Below are 21,024 nucleotides of genomic sequence, written 5' to 3' on the forward strand. Positions count from 1 at the left end.
AGAGCAGGGAAGACGTCTGACTAAATCGGTCTAGTCTTTGACGCAAGCGGTCCATTTCAACACTGGCTTCTTTGCCGCCGTCACTTCGTCAGGACGACGCACTGGAGTCGTGTGCGGAGCCTCATGCAGGAAGTCACCGTCTTCTTTGACAATCGCACGAATCGCTTCGACGAAGGCATCGAGAGTTTCCTTCGATTCCGTCTCGGTCGGCTCGATCATCAACGCTTCTGGAACAACCAGTGGGAAGTACACGGTCGGAGCATGGAATCCGTAATCGAGCAATCGCTTGCAAACGTCGAGAGCGGTGATTCCTCGCTGATCTTTGAGCGTTTTGGCTGACGCGACAAACTCGTGCATGCAATATTCTCCATTTGGGACAGGGAGAACATCTCGCAGTTTCGCCTTCAAATAGTTCGCATTCAGCAGGGCATGCTCAGAAACATCTCGCAGGCCCTTCGCTCCCAGAGTGCGAAGATAGAAGTATCCACGAAGCAGAATTCCGACGTTACCGAAGAAGGTACGAACGCGACCAACAGACTTGGCCGGATCTTTCAGTTCGTAGTTCCCTTCAGAATCCTGCACAACGACAGGACCTGGCAGGTAGTCAGCGAGGAAATCTCGAACAGCGATCGGACCGGCACCTGGGCCGCCTGCTCCGTGCGGTCCAGTAAAGGTCTTGTGAACGTTGTAGTGCATCATGTCGCCGCCGAAATCACCGGGTCGGGTGATTCCGAGAATCGCGTTCATGTTGGCGCCATCGATATAGACCAATCCACCAACACTGTGAACAATCTCTGCGATCTGTGCGATTTCTTTTTCGAACAGTCCCAGCGTGTTCGGGTTCGTCACCATGAAGACAGCAGTGGTTCCATCGACTTTCGATCGCAATTCATCGAGGTCAACGAATCCACCCTTCGAGCTGTTCAACTGCACGCATTCAAAACCGGCCAATGCAGCACTGGCTGGATTTGTCCCGTGAGCGCTTGATGGAAACAGAACCTTGGTTCGCTTCTCACCCTTTTCACGGAAGTAAGCTGCCGCAACAAGCAGCGCGGTAAACTCGCCTTGTGCCCCTGCTGCTGGTTGAAGAGAGACTGCAGGCAAACCAGAGATTTCGCCCAGCATCTCCTGCATTTCGAACAGCATCTGGAGCATCCCCTGAGATGCATCCGGACGCTGGTACGGGTGCAGATCGCCAATCCCATGTACCTTGGCAAGCCGTTCATGCCGCTTCGGGTTGTACTTCATCGTGCAACTGCCGAGCGGATAGAAGTGCGTATCAACGCACATGTTCTTTGTGGACAGATTGACGAAGTGGCGGACGACATCCCCTTCGGCCAACTCCGGAAGTTCCGGTGCTGTTTGCGACATTGCGTCTGAAGGAAGCAGTGACTCCAGCGCGACGTCTGGAACGTCGGACGCCGGAAATTGAGCGGCCCGTCGTCCAGGGGAAGAAAGTTCAAACAGTGATTTGGTTGAGATTGTATTTCGCATGACCGATGGAATCCTGAAATAAAAATGGACCTAATGAACCGTTACCAGTGCCTGCGTTATCGCAACGCGGCCACAAGGCCATCGATTTCAGCCCGAGTTCGGGTTTCCGTTACGGCCACAAGGATTCCGTCTTGTGCGGCCGACGGCACAAGTGAGAAGCGTGAAAGTTCCGGGCCAATGTCGAACCCGGAAGCGGCTGCGTCACTGATGAAGTCGACCGGAGATCGGCCAGAAACTTTCAGAGTGAATTCTTTGAAGAACGGTGTGTTGAACATCAATTCAACACCGTCAATCGACGTTAACTGCTTCGCTGCATAATGGGCCTTTCGAACCGAAAGCTCTGCAGCTTCGCGAATCCCTTGAGGGCCCAGCAGTGACATGTAAACGGTCGCCCGCAATGCCAGCAATCCCTGATTCGTACAGATGTTGCTGGTTGCCTTGTCACGACGGATGTGCTGTTCGCGTGTCTGCAATCCCAATGCGTAGCAGACCTTGCCATCGCGATCGAGTGTTTGCGTAATCAAGCGGCCCGGCATCTTGCGGACAAATTCTTGACGGCAAGCGAGGATGCCCAGGTAAGGTCCGCCGTATTGCAGCGGAATGCCCAGTGACTGACCTTCGGCAACGGCGATATCGACACCGTATTCAGCAGGGCGTTTCAACAGACCAAGGCTGATCGGGTCGAACGAAACGACGGAGAGTGCTCCCTGTTTGTGAGCAATTTCGCTGAGGGCATCTGTCTCTTCGAGACACCCGAAAAAGTTTGGATGCTGGAAGATCACGCATGCCGTCTTGTCGTCAACGAGATCGGCTGCCTGACTGGCATCGGTCTTCCCGTCTACCAACGGCAACGTGATGACCTCGGTCCCGAGATTGAACAGGTAGGTTTCAATAATCTGGCGGTATTCAGGATGAACACCAGCAGAGATCGCGACCTTATCGTGACGACCGGTCACCCGCATCGACATGAACGCAGCTTCGCTGACTGCGGTTCCACCTTCGTACAGGCTTGCGTTGGAGACATCCATTCCTGTCAGTTCACAGATCAGTGTCTGGAACTCGAAGAATGCCTGAAGCGATCCCTGGCTTGCTTCCGGTTGATATGGAGTGTAGGCGGTATAGAACTCGCCCCGGCCAGTCACTTCATCGACGACGGATGGAACGTAGTGATCGTAAGCACCGCCCCCGAGGAAGCAGACGCGATCAGCGCGGTTCCGCATCGCGAGACGACGAATATGCTGCTCAAGTTCGAGCTCGGACATGGCTGGCGGCAGATTCAGATCACGTTTCAGACGCAACTCATCAGGAACCTGCTTCAACAGGACTTCCATCGAGTCAACGCCGATCTCTTTCAACATCTCCTGCTGTTGTGCAGCGGTGCTATACAGGTAAGCCACGTCCAAATTCCTCGTGCCCAGATCGAACTGGGGTTCATGTGTCCGCTTCGCGGCGCTCTCGCTCGAAGGAAGCCAACCATCCGTCGACGAAAGCGTGAAATCAATGCCGATATCAGTCTGTTATCTGAGCAGCACTTCTCCACTGGATCAATACCACCGGAATTGAGACGGACAGCAGACCAAAGGTGCGAACGTCAGAGAGACCGGAGCAAAGACTCTGCTCAGTGCGAATCACAGCATCGTCGAGGCTGGAAATCAATGCAATTGAGTGAGAATCAGGGACGTTTCGCCACTGCTTACAGTGTTGACCACTCAGCACCCGACACATGCTTCCAAATTTAACGACTTAGGTGCAGTCACCGCCAACACATCAGCCGCCAAGAATGGGTCTTCAGATACCGACACAGCAATCGTCTGAAATTTTCAGACACATTCCCCAGAGCAGGGGAGAGAAAAATGTTTGAACTGAGATAGGGATGGGCCGTCACCGAAAAACAGGGGTTCCCCCGAGAAACCTTCCACCGAGAAACCTTTTCTCCAGTGACCTGCCACCGAGAGAACTTCCATCCTGAGCCGTGGGTCGCAGGACAAAGCAAAACCCGACCGGGCTATGCAGCACGACGCGGATTCATCAGCAGGCGGAATTCCTCATCCTCAATAATCTGGTCGCCAGCAATTCCCTGCTTGCGGCCGCGCATGCGGGCTTTAATCGCCCGGCGCATCGCACTGTGATAGCCCACTGAGGTTGTGAAGAGCGTGAGCAGATCCAGAAATCGGGTGTCTTTGGAAAGTTCAGGGTCAGTCACCGTCACGTAAGCGTTGTAGCCGAATCCGAAGAGTGCTCCGTCAATCAGACCAATCCGACGGCCTTCGGTTTCCACCCAGAAATCGGCCCCAACCGAGACCCATTTGCGGCGGATCGTGATGTAGTACATGCGTGATCGACGTTCATGGAAATAGCTGAACGTGTAGATCGACGGGATTCGATAGCGAAGCTGATTCTCGTCAATATCCGAGAGATACTTCGCCCCGTCCATGATCGTCGTCATCGAAAGCAACGGTTTCCCGGCTCCACAAGAACGATGAAGCTCATTCGAGACGAGTTCTTCAATACTTCCAATCCAACGGATACGTTCCGTCGTGGACTTAAAGAGTTTCAGCACGAGCCGGCGCGTCTCCAGATCAACTGGCCGCAGTTTCATCACTGGATCATAGAGCATCGTCTTATGCAGCTTGGATGTCTGAGCTGAAGACAATGAACCTGACGTCTTGATTTGCCGCCGCAACGTCTCCTGTCGGTCCAGTTGAATCTGTTCAAGTCGCCTCTGCTGCTGTTCGATATTCGGATTCCAGGCGTCAGTGCGAATCCCGACAAAGTACGATTCCGACCACTCTCCGGACTTCTGATCATGCTCGGAAACTGTTCCGCAGACGTCCATATTCACGCCGAATTGCTTATCATCGCCCGACTTCAGACGCTGAAACAGATCCAGATTGCTCGGGTGTGCCCCCATAAAGACCCACATGTCGACATAGCGTCGGGTCCCTTGATATCCTTTTTGTTTTGCATTGGACTTAAACAGAGGCATAGCAGAAAATTCTCATTGCGTCGTGTTGAGGGCGAATGACCGCCGCCTTCAGAACGATGTGGATGACGTTCCTGTCAACGAGGAACTCCAAACGCCTCCCAAGGCGCACAATTTCCTCATCGTCTCAGTTCTTTAGTCGGGAAAAGTTGAACGGTCAATTGCGACTCGACTCAAGACATAACAAACATGAAATCAACGGCAAATTCCGCAGCTTACTTGAGTTAACCTTCTCGCAACCGAGGCTTCTCGATCCTGTAATTCGCCTGAATTTCCTGGTGTGCGATTCGAATTCGTACAACAGCCCTGATCATTCCATTTGCTCGAAGACACAATGAACGAACGCATCCAGGGACAACTCGGAAGTGGCAATGTCTCTTTCGGCAATGCGAAACTGACTCCAGATGTTGAGCTGGAGATTCAGGCCATTCGTGGCCTGTCAGCAGCGTATCGACGCATGCGCGATGAGATCTCCAAAGTCATCATCGGACAGGACGAAGTCGTTGAACAACTTCTGATCGCCATGTTCAGCGGCGGCCACTGCCTGCTTGTTGGCGTCCCCGGCCTCGCAAAGACGCTGCTGGTCAGCACCGTCGCCAAAATTTTGCAACTCTCGTTTCGTCGCATTCAGTTCACTCCCGACCTGATGCCATCCGATATCACGGGAACTGACGTATTACAGGACGATCCGGAAACAGGCCGCAGGTCGTTCCAGTTTCTACAGGGACCACTGTTTACTCACGTTTTGCTGGCAGACGAAATCAACCGAACCCCACCGAAAACGCAGGCGGCATTACTCGAAGCAATGCAGGAGCGCCATGTGACGGTTGGATCACATACGTACCGGCTCCCCAATCCATTCTTTGTGCTGGCGACGCAAAACCCGATTGAGCAGGAAGGAACCTATCCGCTTCCGGAAGCTCAGCTCGATCGTTTCATGTTTAATACCGTTGTCCGTTACCCGACGGCCGACGAAGAGTTGCAGATCCTCAAGCAAACAACAGGCAGCCATCATCCAGACCCACAACCTGCACTGACAGGCGAGCAGATTCTGGCTCTCCAGGAAGCAGTCAGAAAAGTTCCGGTCGCCGAACATGTCTTTGAATATGCACGCGATCTGGTTCGCGCAACACGCCCAAGTGAACCGGATGCATCCCCCTACATCAAGAAATACCTTTCGTGGGGAGCTGGCCCAAGAGCAGGGCAGTATCTCATCATTGGAGCGAAGGCGCGAGCAATCCTGGAAGGCCGTTTTCACGCCTCGACCGATGATATCCGGGCTGTCGCTCGACCGGTTTTACGACATCGAATCCTGACCACGTTTCAGGCCGACAGTGACGGCATCACTCCAGACGGTGTCGTCGAGCACTTGATTCAGTCGATCCCCTCTTCACTCGAAGAGAAGGCCAAACGAATCACGAAGACAACGCCTGTGAAGAAGTAACTTCACTTCGTCGTTCTTCCATACGAAGTCATCGGGCCAAAGGCTGGAGTTCGCTCCCGGTTATTCATGTCACTCAGTTCAGATCGAGACCTGATTCAACGCGTCCGGCGAGGTGATGAAGTCGCCTGGAAGCAGTTGATCTCAGAATACGATGGGCGACTGCTGGCATTCGTGATCAGCCGAATTTCCGAACGCAGTCTCGCTGAAGATCTTGTACAGGAAACATTCCTCGGGTTCCTGACATCTCTTCCCAACTACGACGACACTCGGTCACTGGAATCGTTTCTATTCACAATCGCCGCCTATAAAGTCGCCGATGCATTAAGACGACAAGGTCGACGCCCGACATTCAGATTCGGAGCAGCAGATTCAGGCGATGCTTCTGAAGCAGTCGACCGCAGAGCAAGGCGAGCATCGAGTTTCGCACGCAGTCGTGAGCAGGAACAACTCCAGGAAACAATCGTCGTCGGGTGTCTGCAAAAGTTGATTCAGCAATGGAAACAGACTGGCGAACTCGAACGTCTGAAATGTGTCGAGTTACTGCTCGTAAAAGGTTTCACCAATAAAGATGCCGCTCTGGAACTCAACATTTCTGAGCAGGCTGTTGCGAACCATAAGCACTTTGTCGTCGGCAAACTGAAAGCTGCCGCTGCCGATTCAGGCAACAGTGATCTCGACCTGAGACTCTCTGAATAACTGGCCTCGTCATTGGCAAAGATGCTGCGTCACGGCCTTTGCCCCATTCATTCATCAACACACAGGAATCTCTTATGTCAGCATTAAAGGTCGTCCCGGGCGTCACTCGAATTGGATGGATTGGCACCGGAGTGATGGGTGCCAGTATGGCGAGTCACCTGATGAAGGCCGGTTTCTCGATGACCGTCTACAACCGGACCAAAGAGAAAGCACAGGGACTGATCGACAGTGGAGCATTTTGGGCCGACACACCTCGCAAACTGGCCGAACAAAGCGACGTCATCTTCGCGATTGTCGGGTACCCTCAGGATGTTCGCGAAGTCTTTCTTGGTGAAGAGGGCGCTCTTGCCGGAAGCAAACCTGGGAACATTCTTGTCGACATGACAACAAGTGAGCCCTCGCTGGCGATTGAGATTGCCGAGACTGCGAAAGCAAAGGGCGTGCTGGCTGTTGATGCACCGGTGTCTGGCGGCGACATCGGGGCAAAAGAAGCCAGACTCTCCATCATGATTGGAGGCGATCAGGACGTTGTGACTGCTTTACAGCCATGCTGGGAAGCAATGGGAAAAACGATTGTCCATCAGGGTCCTGCCGGTGCCGGACAACACACAAAAATGGTGAATCAGATCCTGATTTCCACCATGATGATCGGTGTGTGCGAAGCCTTGCTGTATGGCTACAAATCCGGGTTAAACCTTGAAACGGTTCTGAAGTCCGTCTCAACTGGGGCGGCGGGAAGCTGGTCCCTTTCGAACCTCGGGCCAAGGATGATCAACAACAATTTCGACCCCGGCTTCTTCGTTGAGCACTTTGTCAAAGACATGGGAATCGCGCTCGCCGAATCCCGTAAGATGGGGCTCTCTCTGCCTGGGCTGGCAATGTCCGAGCAACTCTATCTTTCCGTGAAAGCAAACGGTTGGGGACGAAATGGGACCCATGCACTGCTGCTGGCTCTTGCCGACATGTCGGGAATTGACTGGATCAATCGCAAATAGTCGTGACTCACTGAATCCAATCTGGATAAACGATGAAAGGCGAATTCCGTCCTGCGTCTCACCGGGACACAAGATGGATTCGCCTTCTGCGTTGAAACCGAGCTCAGATGAAGCCCCCGAAGAGGATTACCTGGCCGCTGCTTCCAGCAACTTGATCCATGGACCGACATAGTGTCCATTGTCGTGAAAGGTTCGACCGCTGATCAGGTTGCCATCAATGACACACGGTTCATTGACATAGATTCCCCCGCAAACTTCGAGGTCGAATCGGCATTTCGCCACTGTCGCCATCCGACGCCCACGCACACAGTCTGCGTATGCAGGAATTTCGACTCCGTGGCAAACGCTGGCAATCGGCTTGTTCTTCTCGAAAAAGTGTTTGGTGATACGCACGAGGTCTGCGTCATAGCGGATATATTCAGGAGCCCGACCACCTGAATACAGAATCCCAAGGTAGTCGTCAGGATTGATCTCGCTGAACGCGACATCCGCCTGAATCTGATACCCTTCCCATTCTCTGGTGATCGTCCAGCCGGGACGAACCTCATGCATCACCATTTGATAGAGACGCTTTTCGGGAGCGGCGATGACAGGCTGAAATCCGGCTTCAATCAGACGATAAAATGGATACAGGGTATCGACGGTCTCAGTCGCATCACCCACCACAATCAGAACTTTCCCAGCCATTCGTCCGCCCTCTGAGTAGATATCGAACTCACTCCGACGAAGAATTCACCGCTGAATGCTGGCGCGGAGCCCCCGCTGGAAGATCCAGTGGATCTTCACACAATAAAGAATCTTGAGTCCGGATTCACTCGCAATCGTGATCACGTTCCCATCATGTAAGAACGCAACTGCTGCACGACATTGTCAGCCCGAAGCAGAAACCGATCTTCGTCGACCTGACCGCCGACCGGCTCGACTCGAATCTTCAACAACATTTGAGAGTTGCTGTACGTGGCGGACGGAATGTCGGCGATCTCAATCTGCATTCGAACTGGAATTCGTTCGAGACCGGTCCGCGACAGATTCGCAAGAAATCCGGAACTTCCCATCTGGATCTCCAGACGACGCGACTCGACCTTCAGGACTTTCGCCCGATAGGATTCGACGAACCCGGTGAATTTCATTTGCAGCAATTCACCAGCCACACAGGTTTGAATGGTCGCAGAATGCTTTAACGAACCGTTCTGTCGATTCCGAACAGGATTCGCTGACCTTTCCAATTCCCTTTGTGGATCCGCCACACAGACGCGATTTCGCCCTGTCCGTTTCGCCTCATAAAGAGAGGCATCTGCGCGGGCCATCACCGAACTGGCGGACTCGTCGGCTTTAACTTCCGCAATCCCGAACGAAGCGGTAACTGTCAGACCTTCGATGTCGGCGAATGTCTTCGCTAACAGGACACGACGCAGACGTTCGGATCTCCACCGTGCTGTCTCGGCGTCGGTTTCCGGACAGAGAATAATGAACTCTTCGCCACCGTATCGGGCAATGATCTCGCCTGAGTACAGATCATCTTGAATCAGTCGGGCGCATTCCGTCAGGACGAGATCCCCGACCGCATGAGAATACTTGTCGTTGATCGATTTGAAGTGATCGATATCCATGAACACAACACTGTATGGATCCCGCCGGTCACCATTCCAATGTTCGTGAAGAATGTTCAACTGCCGCTCGAGTTCGCCGCGGTTGAAGACTCCAGTCAAAGCATCACGCGTTGCCGCAAGCTGGAGTGTGCGGAACTGTCCGCGATAGCGCTTCGACTCCTTGTTATTGCAGATGAGTTCAACGACTCCGCTGACTTCTCCATCTTCTGAAAGAATCGGGAGCGTCTGCACGTCGACATCCGAGAACGTATCGTCGGCTTCCTTAATCGTCATGCTGTGACACATGGCATCGGAATTCAGAAAGACCTGATCAATCGGATCGGTGGTGGCATACGTCGGGCTGACAATCTGCCGCTTCCATTTGGTATTCATGGCCTCTTTCGGACACAGTCCAAAGAGAGTCGCCGCGCCAGTACTCCAGATGAGAACCTGTCGATCACTGCCAATGACGTAGTACGCGTCGTAAAGCGTCTCTAACAGATAAAGATGATGGAACAGGTAGCAAAGCTCATTCGCAGTTGCCTGGGCCCCATCATCAACGGGTGCGTTCACCAGCAACGAAAGGCAGGACGCGTGATCATCGGCCAGTTGCAGTGCATCCGATCCGTCGAGCCAACGGCCCAATGCTGCAATCACATTCCGATCGAATTGCTTGCCGGATTGTCGTTCGAGTGTCTGCAGCGCGTCAAACCGATTGAGAGGTTCACGAAACGCCTGCTTCGTTGTCAAAGAATCATAGGCATCGGCCACCGCGAGAATTCGGGCACCCAGACTCAACAGGTGCGGATTGCTTCGTGATTCGTGATCAATTCCATGTGACTGAGCCACGATGCCGATGATGTCGGGATGCACTTGGCACGCCTGCAAGAGGGTGACCGCCACTCGATGATAGGAGGCAATGAACTCTGCCTCGTCGGGACTGAGTTTCCCTGGCTTACGCAAAATGTGATCAGGAATCCCAATCTTCCCGATGTCATGAATCAACGATGCAATTTCAATGACACGAAGATCGTCGTTCTCCCATCCCAGGCGAGATGCGATTCCGACGCAGATGACACCCACGCGGCATGAATGCTTGAGCGTATTGGCATCCCGATAATGCAGCGCAGAAAGCAACCGCCGAAAGATCGGAGCTGCGATGAGGTGACTTCCGCCTTTTCCTGACGGAGAAGGATTTCCGGTCTGAACGAGATTCAACAGGGCAATAAATAGCCGAGAGGAATCCATCGGATGCGTGTTCGAGAGATCGACTGCTCGAACAGCCTGCATTGGCGAGGATGCATTCGCCATGTTCGTACTGATTCCTACAGGGAAAATAAAACGTTTTCTGCTTACGTTTTGAACCGTAGGTCAACAATTCTGGCTGTCAAATTTTGTGCAGTCCTGTCAAAAAAAATTGTTGTTACTTAGACGATCGATTCGCCCGTTGTAACGACATCGTGATTTTCGGCATCATTCGACCATCAAACAGGTTAGCCTCATTTACAAGACAGTCCCATGCGATGCATTCATACCCATAAACGCAAACCGCCTTGTGACGGAAACCCATCACAAGGCGGAGACTTTTCAGATTGTCAGTTCAACAGCGGTTTCGATTATTGAAATGCTGTTTCAATTTGATCGATATTCAGCACAACCTGTGCACGGATGTACTTCTCAGGGCTGGCTTTAAAGTTACGGCGATTCTCTTCAGTCGTGAAGAGGTACAGGCGTTGATCAAAGAACGCTGCCCACTCAACAGAGCCGGTCACTGCACGGTCTGCTGTGAACAGAAGAACGGGATCACAGCCGAGAAACTGTGGAGCGAACTTCTCTGGAGACTGAACAAAGTCATCCTTTGCTGCCTGACTGACGAAGTAGAACCGCTGATTCTTATAGTCAGTCTGGAATTGAGCATCCCCTTTTTTCCAACCACGAGTTCCGTGCAGCGTGACTGGGCAATAGCCTTCAATCATCGGCTGAACCTGAGCTCCGCCGAGTGGCATTGCTGCAGTATTACCAGATGTTGGCAGTGATTCGCCGGGAGTTTTGGGCTGACGGGAAGCAACGAGCGACGAATAACGTCGGCTCGCACGGTCGACGAGAGCGATGTATTCTTCTGGCGGGTGGTAGCCAGTTGATTCCATCAGACGCTCCCCGGTCGGTTCCAGGAAAATGTCCATTGGGAACTGCTGGACGCCGAACCGCTTGACCAACGCTTTCTGCTGATCGACGTCGATCTTGACGCAAACAGCATTGGCCTTCAGTTGCTCAAGAACCGCTGGCTGATTCAGGACGGTTCGCTCCATCTTGACGCAAGGAGCACACCAGGTCGCACCGAAGTGGACCAGCAAAGGACGACGGAGCTCCTGGGCTTGTTCGCGGGCCTTATTCAGATCCGTATGCCAGAGAGTTTCAGCTGATGCGAATTGACACAGAAGGCAGACAATTGCCTGGGCTGCGATCATGCAGCGTAGGAGAGTCATGACAATCCCTTCATGAATGAAGCGTGGTGCCCCGATTCGGAATAGCAGCAATATCTGCCTCTAATTCCGTATCGACAACACCGACCGTTTGACCAGAAATAGAAGTTCGCCTGCAGCAAAAGTGCGGGCGATGGTCTGTTTTAAAGTTGGAACGTGCAGAGTGTAGCGACCCGAGAAAATAAGTCGAGTTTGCCAACCACGAAGGATCCGTAAGTAAACTTTTCTCTATCGAATATACAGTAAAACGCTACAGGCCAAATTTGCGCCCTTTGCGCAGTCCGTGCAAACCTATCCACCCAGTCGGCAGATTCTGCCTATCCCCTCAGAAAGATTTGTTTGACTTTTTTCAAAATTCCACGTTCAGATCGCCATTTTCGAGTGAATTCCGGACCAGCAATCCCTTCACAGAAGCGAGAACTAACGCAGAACTGATTCCGTTAACCATTTCCAATTAGATCTTTACGTCGACACCAACCAACCCGGAAGGCCGACAAGGACATCAACAACGTGAACATTGAGTCCTTTCCTTGCCACTGAATTCGCCGCATCCTGCCTACTCGGAAAACTTTACAAAACAGGAATCCTTCGGCGAATCCCATGCGATTTAATCCCATCCGTTGATTTCGATCACTTAGCAACTCAGATCCCGACAGAAGTGCATCATTCTCCAGATTCGGTCTCACAGGAATCATCGATCTGAGATCGCTTTGAATTTCAGCCAGACACGAATTGCCCATTCGCCGCGAGCGAACCCTCCTCAAGGCTTGCTCCCGCTCTGGTCGCCGAGGTGAAGTTCCGACTATCTTCTCGTCACGGGGAGATCCTCAATGTGACTCGTGATTAGAGTCTCTTTCCCCCTTCATGATTCCTGCCCCTCGCAACAGAGAACAATTTCGTCGTTTCGCTCAGGGGACTTGTTTCAAAAGAGATGAAGTGCGGTTTCATGTCACCTTCGAATTGGACACTCATTGTCAGTGGTGGCGGAAGTGGAGGGCATCTTTTCCCCGCTCTGGCTGTCATTGAAGCACTCTCTGAAAGTCCTTCCCCTCCATCCCGGATTGTCTTTTTCACCACCGATCGGGGAATCGAGCAGACGGTTCTCACTGAATCTCCAACTGAACAAATTGCACTTTCAGCCGTTGAAAGCGTTGAATTTCGCAAACGCCCATTCCGGTCCATCTGGAAAATGAGCCGCGCCATCTTGCAGGCCCGCCGTCACATGAAGCGATTCCCAAATCCAATAGTCCTCGCGACAGGCGGGTTCGGCAGTCTCCCGGGCGGCATCGCGGCATGGAGAAATAGGGTGCCGTTGATTCTGCTGGAACAGAACGCCGTCTCTGGAAGGGCAACGTCACTACTCAGCCCACTCGCATCAAAGATCTGCACGAGCTTTCGTCAGACGGAGATGAATCGTCGCTGGTCAGAGAAATGCGTCTTCACTGGAAATCCTGTTCGCCGAAACATTGCGGAACAGTGGCATCGTCCGCAGGAGACAGACCGCAAGATTCTGCTCGTCATGGGAGGAAGCCAAGGGGCGAAAATGATCAATCAGGCGATGTTCAATTTCGCCAGAAACCATGCTCAGCTGCTGACCGGTTGGAAGATTGTTCATCACACTGGCATCACCGACTGCCCGACAGCGGAAGCGATCTATCGTGAGTGTGATGTTGAGGCGGTCGTCTCCCCATTTTTTGCTGACATGCCAGCACTCTATCGACAGGCAGGACTTGTCGTCAGTCGGGCAGGGGGGACTTCGCTCGCGGAATTCGCCTGCGCAGGCATCCCGGCCATTCTCATTCCCTATCCCAATTCTCTTCGAGACCATCAAGCCAAGAATGCTCAGGTGTTCGTCGAAGCAGGAGCCGCTCTCTGTATCAAACAAAGCGACGCCGATTTTGAAACCGGCGTCGCTCGTGAACTTCAACGTGTTCTAGGCAATCTGCATTTACGGGAGCAAATGGCTTCCGCGATGCATTCGCTCGCAGTCCTGGACGCCGCCGCACAGGTTGTTGACGTCTTGAGATCCCAAAGAACGTAACAGCCTAATGCACAACTTCTCTCCCTGCTGCATTAAGCAAGCAAACGTCCCATGAGAGTCTTGATTCGAACAACAGCTTCCTGAACATTTTCACGGCTGTTGAACGCACTCAAGCGGAAGTAACCTTCTCCGCTCGCTCCGAAGCCGCTTCCCGGTGTTCCAACGAGGTGAGCATTCTTCAGAAGGTCATCGAAGAAGTCCCAGCTCGGAACATTGCCTGGAGTCTTCAACCAGATGTATGGAGCATTGACGCCGCCAAACACTTCGATTCCAACGGACTCAAGACCTTCACGCAACAGGCGAGCATTCTCAAGATAAAACGCAATCAGGTCAGCACACTGCTTCTTGCCTTCCGGGCTGTAAACCGCTTCGGCTCCACGCTGAACGATGTAGGAAACACCGTTGAATTTTGTGGTGTGACGTCGGTTCCACAGCGCATGCAGTGATTGTGATTTTCCTTCAGCCGTTTTCGCGATCAAAGTCTTCGGTACGACGGTATAGGCACAGCGAGTTCCGGTGAAGCCAGCGTTCTTGCTGAAGCTGCGGAATTCGATCGCCAGTTCGCGAGCACCTGGGATCTCATAGATCGAATGCGGAATTGACGGATCTGTAATGAAGGCTTCGTACGCAGCATCAAACAGAATGAATGCTCCTGTTTCCTTCGCGTAGTTCACCCATTGCGTCAGAGTTTCGCGAGTCGCAACTGCCCCTGTCGGGTTGTTGGGATAGCAGAGATAGATCAGGTCGACTGGCTTCTCTGGCAATGCTGGCGTGAAATCATTCTCAGCGGTGCAGGGAAGGTAGGTCAGACCTTCGTAGCGTCCCTGGGCATCGGCAGCACCAGTACGTCCCGCCATCACGTTGGTATCAACGTAGACCGGATACACAGGATCCTGCATTGCGACGGTGTTGCTCAGTCCGAAGATTTCCAGAATGTTTCCGGTGTCGCACTTGGAGCCATCCGAAACGAAAATTTCGTCTGCGTGAATATCACAGCCACGAGCATTGAAATCATGCTCTGCGATTTTGCTTCGCAGGAAGTCATAACCTTGCTCTGGTCCGTACCCTCGGAATGTGTCTCGGCTGGCGAGTTCGTCAACAGCCTTATGCATCGCTTCAGTGACGGCCTGAGGAAGCGGCTCGGTGACATCCCCGATGCCAAGACGAATGACCTTCGCACTTGGGTGTTCGTTACAGAACGCAGAGACGCGGCGGCCGATCTCTGGAAACAGGTAACCGGCTTTCAGCTTAAGATAGTTGTCGTTGACTTGCGGCATGTTCAGACTCGTTCGTTATTCAAAGTGTTTCGCGAAACACTGTCCAAAGTTTTGCATGCCAGATGCGAACTCAAAGGTAGTCGCAGTCTGGCAAGATCCGTTTTGTTCGATCGCAATCCTGCTTCTTAAAGCGTTTCCGCCCAAGAATCATCAGAGCAATCGACGGAACGCCCGAGGCACACGAACCGCCGCACTTCTCTGACGTTCAGGTCCTAGTGAACCCGCATTCCCGGTGTTGCTCCATCATCTGGATTGAGCAGGAAGATGTCTTTCCCGCCTGGTCCACAAGCAAGCACCATTCCTTCACTGACTCCGAAACGCATCTTACGAGGCGCCAGATTCGCACAACAAATCACCAGTCGGCCCAGCAGGTCTTCTGGTTTGTAGCACGCCTTAATCCCAGCGAACACGTTACGGTATTCATCCCCACCCAGCGACAGTTTCAGAGCGACGAGTTTGTCGGCTCCTTCAACCGGCCCGGCCTCAACAACCCGAGCCACTCGCATATCGATCTTCATGAAATCATCGATTGTGCAATGCTCTGCTGTCATTGGCTCTTTTTCGAGAGCTTCTGGGCCGTCATTGAACTGGCTCGCAGCCGGTGCTGCAGGTGGGAGACCTTCTTTGGATTCTTCAATCATCTTTTCGACCTGTTTGGGATCTACTCGTTTCAGCATGTGCTGGTATTGGCTCACCAGAGTGCCGGTCAACGGCGTCTGGGAATCAGACCAGTTTGTGATCGGGGCATTGAGTAGGGTTTCTGTCTCCCCTTTCAGCCGTGGCAGGACTGGAGACAGATACACCATCAACTGTCGGAACAGATTCAGCCCGACAGTGCAAATATCGCGTAATTCATCAACTCGGGAGGGGTCTTTGGCGACCTTCCAGGGTTCTTTATTTTCCAGATACTGGTTGGCACGATCTGCCAGGACCATGATCTCTCGCATCGCATTGTTCAGCGACAGCGATTCATAATGCGCGGCAATGGATTCGGCAGCAGCGGCCGCCTGTGCGAACAACCCGCCGTCGTCCGGATAGGTCTCGGAAAGTTTCTGGTTTGCGACAAACTTCGAGCAACGGCTCGCAATGTTGACCAGCTTTCCAACGAGATCAGAATCGACCTTAAATTTGAACTCTTCAAAATTCAAATCGAGATCGTCAACACCACTGCTGAGCTTGGACGCGAAGTAATACCGCAGGTACATCGGGTCGAGATTGTCGGCATAGGTCGACGCTCGAATGAAGGTCCCTTTGGATTTCGACATCTTCTCCCCACCAACGGTGAGGAAGCCGTGAATATGCACTTTTGTCGGCAGGTTGAATCCTGCGGTCTTGAGCATCCCCGGCCAGAACAGAGTATGAAAATAGGTGATGTCTTTTCCGATGAAGTGGTGAATCTCGCTCTCCGGATTCTTCCACCAGTCTTCAAATGTCTCACCATTTTTCTGGCACCATTCACTGCAGCTGGCGATGTACCCGATCGGAGCATCGAACCAGACGTACCAGTAGTTGCCCAGTGCGTCCGGGATCTCGAACCCGAAGTAAGGAGCAGGACGGGAAATGTCCCAGTCGCGTAACGGTTCACCGAGGAAGTGGCCTTTCAGATAGTTGGCAACTTCCGACTGCAGCGCACCGCTTGTCTGTGTCCATTCTTCAAGGAATGAATGCAACTGTTCAATTTCAACGAACAGATGCAGTGCCTTGCGGAGTTCCGGAGTCGCACCGCTCAGCGTGCTTTTCGGGTCCGTCAGATCCGCAGGGCTGTAAGTTGCGCCGCACTTGTCACAGTTGTCCCCATACTGATTGGGCGACTGACATTTAGGGCACGTTCCTTTCACAAAGCGATCTGCAAGAAAGGTATTAGCAACGGGATCAAACAGTTGCTCAATTTCCTTTTCTTTCACGAGTCCTGATTCGCGAATGTCCTTCCAGATCCGATGGCAGAGCTTGCGATTCTCTTCACTATTCGTGCTGCCGTAGTGATCGAACTGAACATCGAATGCAGAGAAATCGCGAAGGTGCGCCGCCTGCATGTCAGCAATCAGAGCTTCTTCACTGCGCCCTTCCTGCTTGGCGCGAATCATGATCGCTGTGCCGTGTGTGTCGTCGGCACAGAAGAAGCGGCAGTTGTGTCCCCGAAGCTTCTGGAATCGAACCCAGATATCAGTCTGGATGTACTCGACCAGATGGCCAATATGGATGTGCCCATTGGCGTAAGGCAGAGCAGATGTGACGAGGATGCGTCGAGTTGTCATAGGTCAATCAGTTCTGGGAACAATCACCGATTGGTTTTGGTTCCGAGAGCACTTTTCGAATTCATCAACCCGATTCCGCCACACACTTGTTGCGCGGAGTGTGAAAAAAGCAACCTGCCCTCACCCGGGTTTGAGTCCACAAAGACATCATTGGAAATGGATTTGCATGCGTACAGAGGAGACATCCTCAAATCGCTTCAAAATCCAAAGACATTGTACCTTAAGTGCGGTCTCTCCGCAGCCCGATCCGTCATGCTGAACGCTTGAAGAAAGATGATTTCTTCGCAATTCATCACACGGAAAGCGTCACATCAGAAAGCGTCGGAACACGACGATCCGGGACCTGCGACGAGCTTCAGCACGCTCTTCCATCCACGAGAGTCAAACGCGTCGACATAACGCGTTTGACTCGCAGATCAGCCTGAGTGAAGCACGTGCAACCGGCAACGGTAGTTCCCGTGAGTCACACGAAGGAACGACGGGTGTTAGATATTCCCGCGATGCTTCTGCAATGACGCACCGACGAAGTCGCGGAACAACGGGTGTGGTTCCAGCGGTGACGACTTGAATTCCGGATGATATTGAACCGCGACGAACCACGGATGATCTGGAACTTCGACGATTTCGACGAGACTCCCGGATGCGTTCGTTCCGGTTGGAACCATCCCGGCTTCAATCAGTCGGTCACGATAGGCCGGATTGAACTCGTACCGGTGGCGATGGCGTTCTGAAATTTCGGTGGTTCCGTACGCCTTATGAGCGAGCGATCCCGGTTTCAGAACGGCAGCTTGCGCCCCGAGTCGCATCGTCCCGCCCATGTCTGAAACACTCTTCTGGTCTTCCAGCAGACAGATCACTGGATCTGGAGTGTCCTGAGCGAATTCCGTGCTGTTCGCCTGCTCACAGCCAAGCTTGGTACGAGCATACTCAATCACCGAGCATTGCATCCCGAGACAGATTCCGAAGAACGGAATCTTTTTCTCGCGAGCGTAGCGAATCGTCTTGATCTTGCCTTCGATCCCGCGATACCCGAAACCGCCTGGGACCAGAATGCCGTTCACCTGACCAAACAGCTGATCAAGATCCTGATTGTCGCAGTCTTCAGCTTCGATTCGCTTGACCAAAACTCGCGTGCTGTGATGGAACCCTGCGTGCGCCAACGATTCATAGATCGACTTGTACGCATCACGATGCTCGATGTACTTCCCGACGACGGCAACAGTCACTTCGCTTTGTGGATTGCGAACTTTGTGAAGCATCGCCTTCCAGTCGTCGAAGTTCAGGTCACCAGCTGGCAACGAGAGCTTTTCGCAAATGATCTTGTCGACCTTCTGCTCGGCCAGTGGAATCGGCACTTCATAGATCGAAAACTCCATATCGGTTTCTTCGATCACCGAGTTCCGCTCGACATTACAGAACAGCGCAATCTTCTCGATGTTCTCATGTCCCAACGGGCGTTCCGTACGGACGATCAGGATGTCAGGTTGAATCCCGATGGTTCTCAGCTGCCCGACACTGAACTGTGTTGGCTTGGTTTTCGCCTCTCGTGCCGCCTTCAGATAAGGCACCAGTGTCAGGTGAATAAACAGGCAATTCTGCTTGCCGATATCCAGCGGAATCTGGCGAATGGCTTCCAGAAACGGCAACCCTTCGATATCCCCGACCGTCCCCCCGAGTTCCGTGATGACGACGTCAACGTCAGGACCGGCGAGTTGCAGGATGTTCGATTTGATTTCATTGGTGACATGCGGAACGACCTGAACCGTCGCGCCCAGATATTCACCGCGACGTTCTTTCTGGATCACGCTGCGATAAACACGACCCGTTGTGAAGTTTGAGAGCTTCGACAACGGACTTTTCGTGAACCGCTCGTAGTGTCCGAGATCCAGGTCGGTTTCTGATCCGTCGTCGAGAACGTAAACCTCACCGTGCTGGTAAGGGCTCATCGTTCCCGGATCGATATTCAGATACGGGTCCATTTTCTGCATGCGAACCCGCAACCCGCGTCGTTCGAGCAGTAAACCGATTGAGGCTGACGTCAGCCCTTTACCGAGTGAACTGACGACCCCGCCAGTCACGAAAATATGTTTGGTCATCCCTGCGGAGTCCTGCAAAAAAACGGAACCCCCGAGTCTTGGGTCGGGGGCAGTGTTTCAAAATGGCATTTATCCCAACCAAATCTGGCCGGGAAATTGAGGATATTGGAGCGGCGGCTCAGGGAGATACTCAATGAAGCATCAGCACAGCCTGATTCACCGTGACTGCATATTCAGACAGTCACTGCGAGTCAGGTTTCATTCTCGGAGTTTCCGCTAAGAATTTCTACGCTGCCAGCGATGAATCTACGAACGCTTTTTCTGTCGTTCCAGAAACGCAGCATAATCGGCGGCAGTGTCGATGCCAACGGACCGATGCGAGACGGTTTTCACCAGAATCGCCGCACCCGCTTCCAACGCCCGAAGCTGTTCCAGATTTTCGAGTTGTTCCAGTTTCGATCGGGGCATTCTGGTCAATGCGAGCAGGAACTCAGGGCGATATGCGTAAATTCCAATGTGTAGCAGCCACGGACTTTTTTGATAAGCAGCCGTTTCTTCGTCTGGCGAGATCAAATCTCCTGGCTGACCGTCGCGATAGAACGGAATCGGCAAGCGACTGAAATAGAGCGCCCGACCGTCCGCAGCACAGACGACTTTCACGCAGCCGGTGTCCTGCAGCATCGCAACTGAATTGATCGAACAGGCGAGCGTTCCCATCTCGACTTCAGGCCGGCTCAGCATCGCCGTCACCAACGTGTCGATGACGCTTGGTTCCAGTTCCGGCTCATCTCCCTGCACATTCACAACCAACGACGCATCCGGGCACTCCCGGGCGACGACTTCGGCAATCCGGTCGCTTCCGCTCGGGTGATCGCCGGTCATCGCAACCTTTGCCCCAAAGCCGCGAGCGACTTCGGCGATCTCGACACTGTCGGTGGCAATCAGCACTTCACTCAGCGATCCCGCTGCTTTTGCTGCCTCCCATGCATACTGAATCAGCGGCTTCCCAGACTCCTTCAGCAGCATTTTTCCTGGCAAACGTGACGATTGAAGGCGAGCAGGAATGATTCCAATGACTGATGACATACGACAACTAGCAGGGTGAAGAACGGGAAATGAAAAGTGACGCGTCTGTGGTCATTCATGAAAAGAACAACAGCAACGAAACAGAATTCACCGTCTCGCTGCTGGGCTCAATATTAAAGCAAACCCCGTCCCTAAGAACAGATCACCCTTTGCGAACACCAATCGTCAGGAGCAGATTGGCAAACAACTGCTGTTCGCCCGTCTGAATGGTCAGGACATGATCTCGACTCAGCACCGCTTCATAGAAGTCCCATTTCTGAATCGGCTTCAGTTCAACAGAGAGTCCCGCTTGACCAATAATCTGTCGGAAGTCGTCCCAGATTGGAGGATCACCATGAATTGTATATGGGTCGTCCGCCGGGACGCCCATCGTGTTCGCCGCTTCGATCGGCACCGCAGAAAGCAACGCGGTCAACACCTGAGTACAACTGACCAACCCCGGCATCAGATTCAGACTGACCAACTCTGCGTTCGGGCCCAATGTGTTGTAGGCAGGATAGTTTCCATCAGCGATCAGAATCTTGGAATGGTGCCCGGCCCGACCGAGGATCTCGTTGATCTTGGGATGAATCAAAGTGTGCTTTAGCATTCGTAACTGTCATCCCGTTCTAAATGAATTCCGTACTTGAATTTCCCAGATATCAA

At 52.8% G+C, this 21,024-nt stretch carries 15 protein-coding genes; 4 read left to right on the plus strand and 11 right to left on the minus strand.

Annotated features, from left to right (window positions below; all coding sequences use genetic code 11):
• Positions 1-30: 30 nt before the first annotated feature.
• The 3 genes from gcvPB to SH527x_RS12680 all read right to left on the minus strand — a co-directional run bounded on the left by gcvPB (position 31) and on the right by SH527x_RS12680 (position 4,480).
• The gene (gene gcvPB, locus SH527x_RS12670; RefSeq protein WP_437191046.1) at positions 31-1,494 is read right to left on the minus strand and encodes an aminomethyl-transferring glycine dehydrogenase subunit GcvPB; all 1,464 of its coding nucleotides are present in this window, start codon (positions 1,492-1,494) and stop codon (positions 31-33) included.
• Positions 1,495-1,550: 56 nt separating this feature from the next.
• Positions 1,551-2,891, minus strand: coding sequence for an aminomethyl-transferring glycine dehydrogenase subunit GcvPA (gcvPA, locus tag SH527x_RS12675; RefSeq protein ID WP_437191047.1), 1,341 nt, complete (start codon positions 2,889-2,891; stop codon positions 1,551-1,553).
• Between the two features lie 608 nt (positions 2,892-3,499).
• Complete coding sequence (locus tag SH527x_RS12680) at positions 3,500-4,480, minus strand: hypothetical protein (protein WP_437191048.1); 981 nt, start codon at positions 4,478-4,480, stop codon at positions 3,500-3,502.
• Positions 4,481-4,934: 454 nt separating this feature from the next.
• Between SH527x_RS12680 and SH527x_RS12685 the strand changes: the two genes are divergently transcribed.
• The 3 genes from SH527x_RS12685 to SH527x_RS12695 all read left to right on the plus strand — a co-directional run bounded on the left by SH527x_RS12685 (position 4,935) and on the right by SH527x_RS12695 (position 7,612).
• Positions 4,935-5,921: an AAA family ATPase gene (locus SH527x_RS12685; RefSeq protein WP_437194625.1), complete on the plus strand. Its 987-nt coding sequence runs from the start codon at positions 4,935-4,937 to the stop codon at positions 5,919-5,921.
• Positions 5,922-5,987: 66 nt separating this feature from the next.
• Positions 5,988-6,617, plus strand: coding sequence for an RNA polymerase sigma factor (locus SH527x_RS12690; RefSeq protein ID WP_437191049.1), 630 nt, complete (start codon positions 5,988-5,990; stop codon positions 6,615-6,617).
• Between the two features lie 74 nt (positions 6,618-6,691).
• A complete protein-coding gene (locus tag SH527x_RS12695; protein WP_437191050.1) occupies positions 6,692-7,612 on the plus strand; it encodes an NAD(P)-dependent oxidoreductase in 921 nt (306 codons plus the stop codon).
• A 126-nt stretch (positions 7,613-7,738) separates the two neighbouring features.
• Here SH527x_RS12695 and SH527x_RS12700 read toward each other — a convergent pair whose 3' ends face one another.
• From SH527x_RS12700 to SH527x_RS12710, 3 genes are all read right to left on the minus strand, one after another.
• Positions 7,739-8,299 carry a DJ-1/PfpI family protein gene (locus SH527x_RS12700; protein ID WP_437191051.1) on the minus strand — a complete coding sequence of 187 codons (561 nt, stop codon included), beginning with the start codon at positions 8,297-8,299 and terminating at the stop codon, positions 7,739-7,741.
• 140 nt (positions 8,300-8,439) lie between these two features.
• Positions 8,440-10,512, minus strand: coding sequence for a diguanylate cyclase (locus SH527x_RS12705; protein ID WP_437191052.1), 2,073 nt, complete (start codon positions 10,510-10,512; stop codon positions 8,440-8,442).
• Between the two features lie 305 nt (positions 10,513-10,817).
• Positions 10,818-11,687, minus strand: coding sequence for a thioredoxin family protein (locus SH527x_RS12710; RefSeq protein ID WP_437191053.1), 870 nt, complete (start codon positions 11,685-11,687; stop codon positions 10,818-10,820).
• Positions 11,688-12,630: 943 nt separating this feature from the next.
• Between SH527x_RS12710 and murG the strand changes: the two genes are divergently transcribed.
• Complete coding sequence (gene murG, locus SH527x_RS12715; protein WP_437191054.1) at positions 12,631-13,725, plus strand: undecaprenyldiphospho-muramoylpentapeptide beta-N-acetylglucosaminyltransferase; 1,095 nt, start codon at positions 12,631-12,633, stop codon at positions 13,723-13,725.
• Positions 13,726-13,757: 32 nt separating this feature from the next.
• Here murG and SH527x_RS12720 read toward each other — a convergent pair whose 3' ends face one another.
• From SH527x_RS12720 to SH527x_RS12740, 5 genes are all read right to left on the minus strand, one after another.
• Complete coding sequence (locus tag SH527x_RS12720) at positions 13,758-15,002, minus strand: LL-diaminopimelate aminotransferase (RefSeq protein WP_437191055.1); 1,245 nt, start codon at positions 15,000-15,002, stop codon at positions 13,758-13,760.
• A 212-nt stretch (positions 15,003-15,214) separates the two neighbouring features.
• Entirely contained in the window at positions 15,215-17,257 is a 2,043-nt protein-coding gene (gene metG, locus SH527x_RS12725) for a methionine--tRNA ligase (protein WP_437191056.1), read from the minus strand.
• Between the two features lie 485 nt (positions 17,258-17,742).
• Positions 17,743-19,353, minus strand: a complete 1,611-nt coding sequence (locus tag SH527x_RS12730) for a CTP synthase (RefSeq protein ID WP_437191057.1) — start codon at positions 19,351-19,353, stop codon at positions 17,743-17,745.
• A gap of 246 nt (positions 19,354-19,599) precedes the next feature.
• Positions 19,600-20,379, minus strand: a complete 780-nt coding sequence (gene kdsB, locus SH527x_RS12735; protein WP_437191058.1) for a 3-deoxy-manno-octulosonate cytidylyltransferase — start codon at positions 20,377-20,379, stop codon at positions 19,600-19,602.
• 142 nt (positions 20,380-20,521) lie between these two features.
• Positions 20,522-20,968, minus strand: a complete 447-nt coding sequence (locus SH527x_RS12740; RefSeq protein ID WP_437191059.1) for an RbsD/FucU family protein — start codon at positions 20,966-20,968, stop codon at positions 20,522-20,524.
• Between the last annotated feature and the right edge of the window lie 56 nt (positions 20,969-21,024).

This window comes from Planctomicrobium limosum (genome assembly GCF_051465645.1).
Lineage (GTDB): Bacteria > Planctomycetota > Planctomycetia > Planctomycetales > Planctomycetaceae > Planctomicrobium.

What these genes read in the sequence shown, in the direction of transcription:
- gcvPB (WP_437191046.1), bottom strand. Translation starts at nt 1,494, where the DNA reads ATGCGAAATACAATCTCAACCAAATCACTGTTTGAACTTTCTTCCCCT.
- SH527x_RS12680 (WP_437191048.1), bottom strand. Translation starts at nt 4,480, where the DNA reads ATGCCTCTGTTTAAGTCCAATGCAAAACAAAAAGGATATCAAGGGACC.
- SH527x_RS12685 (WP_437194625.1), top strand. Translation starts at nt 4,935, where the DNA reads ATGCGCGATGAGATCTCCAAAGTCATCATCGGACAGGACGAAGTCGTT.
- SH527x_RS12690 (WP_437191049.1), top strand. Translation starts at nt 5,988, where the DNA reads ATGTCACTCAGTTCAGATCGAGACCTGATTCAACGCGTCCGGCGAGGT.
- SH527x_RS12695 (WP_437191050.1), top strand. Translation starts at nt 6,692, where the DNA reads ATGTCAGCATTAAAGGTCGTCCCGGGCGTCACTCGAATTGGATGGATT.
- SH527x_RS12700 (WP_437191051.1), bottom strand. Translation starts at nt 8,299, where the DNA reads ATGGCTGGGAAAGTTCTGATTGTGGTGGGTGATGCGACTGAGACCGTC.
- SH527x_RS12705 (WP_437191052.1), bottom strand. Translation starts at nt 10,512, where the DNA reads ATGGCGAATGCATCCTCGCCAATGCAGGCTGTTCGAGCAGTCGATCTC.
- SH527x_RS12710 (WP_437191053.1), bottom strand. Translation starts at nt 11,687, where the DNA reads ATGACTCTCCTACGCTGCATGATCGCAGCCCAGGCAATTGTCTGCCTT.
- murG (WP_437191054.1), top strand. Translation starts at nt 12,631, where the DNA reads ATGTCACCTTCGAATTGGACACTCATTGTCAGTGGTGGCGGAAGTGGA.
- SH527x_RS12720 (WP_437191055.1), bottom strand. Translation starts at nt 15,002, where the DNA reads ATGCCGCAAGTCAACGACAACTATCTTAAGCTGAAAGCCGGTTACCTG.
- metG (WP_437191056.1), bottom strand. Translation starts at nt 17,257, where the DNA reads ATGACAACTCGACGCATCCTCGTCACATCTGCTCTGCCTTACGCCAAT.
- SH527x_RS12730 (WP_437191057.1), bottom strand. Translation starts at nt 19,353, where the DNA reads ATGACCAAACATATTTTCGTGACTGGCGGGGTCGTCAGTTCACTCGGT.
- kdsB (WP_437191058.1), bottom strand. Translation starts at nt 20,379, where the DNA reads ATGTCATCAGTCATTGGAATCATTCCTGCTCGCCTTCAATCGTCACGT.
- SH527x_RS12740 (WP_437191059.1), bottom strand. Translation starts at nt 20,968, where the DNA reads ATGCTAAAGCACACTTTGATTCATCCCAAGATCAACGAGATCCTCGGT.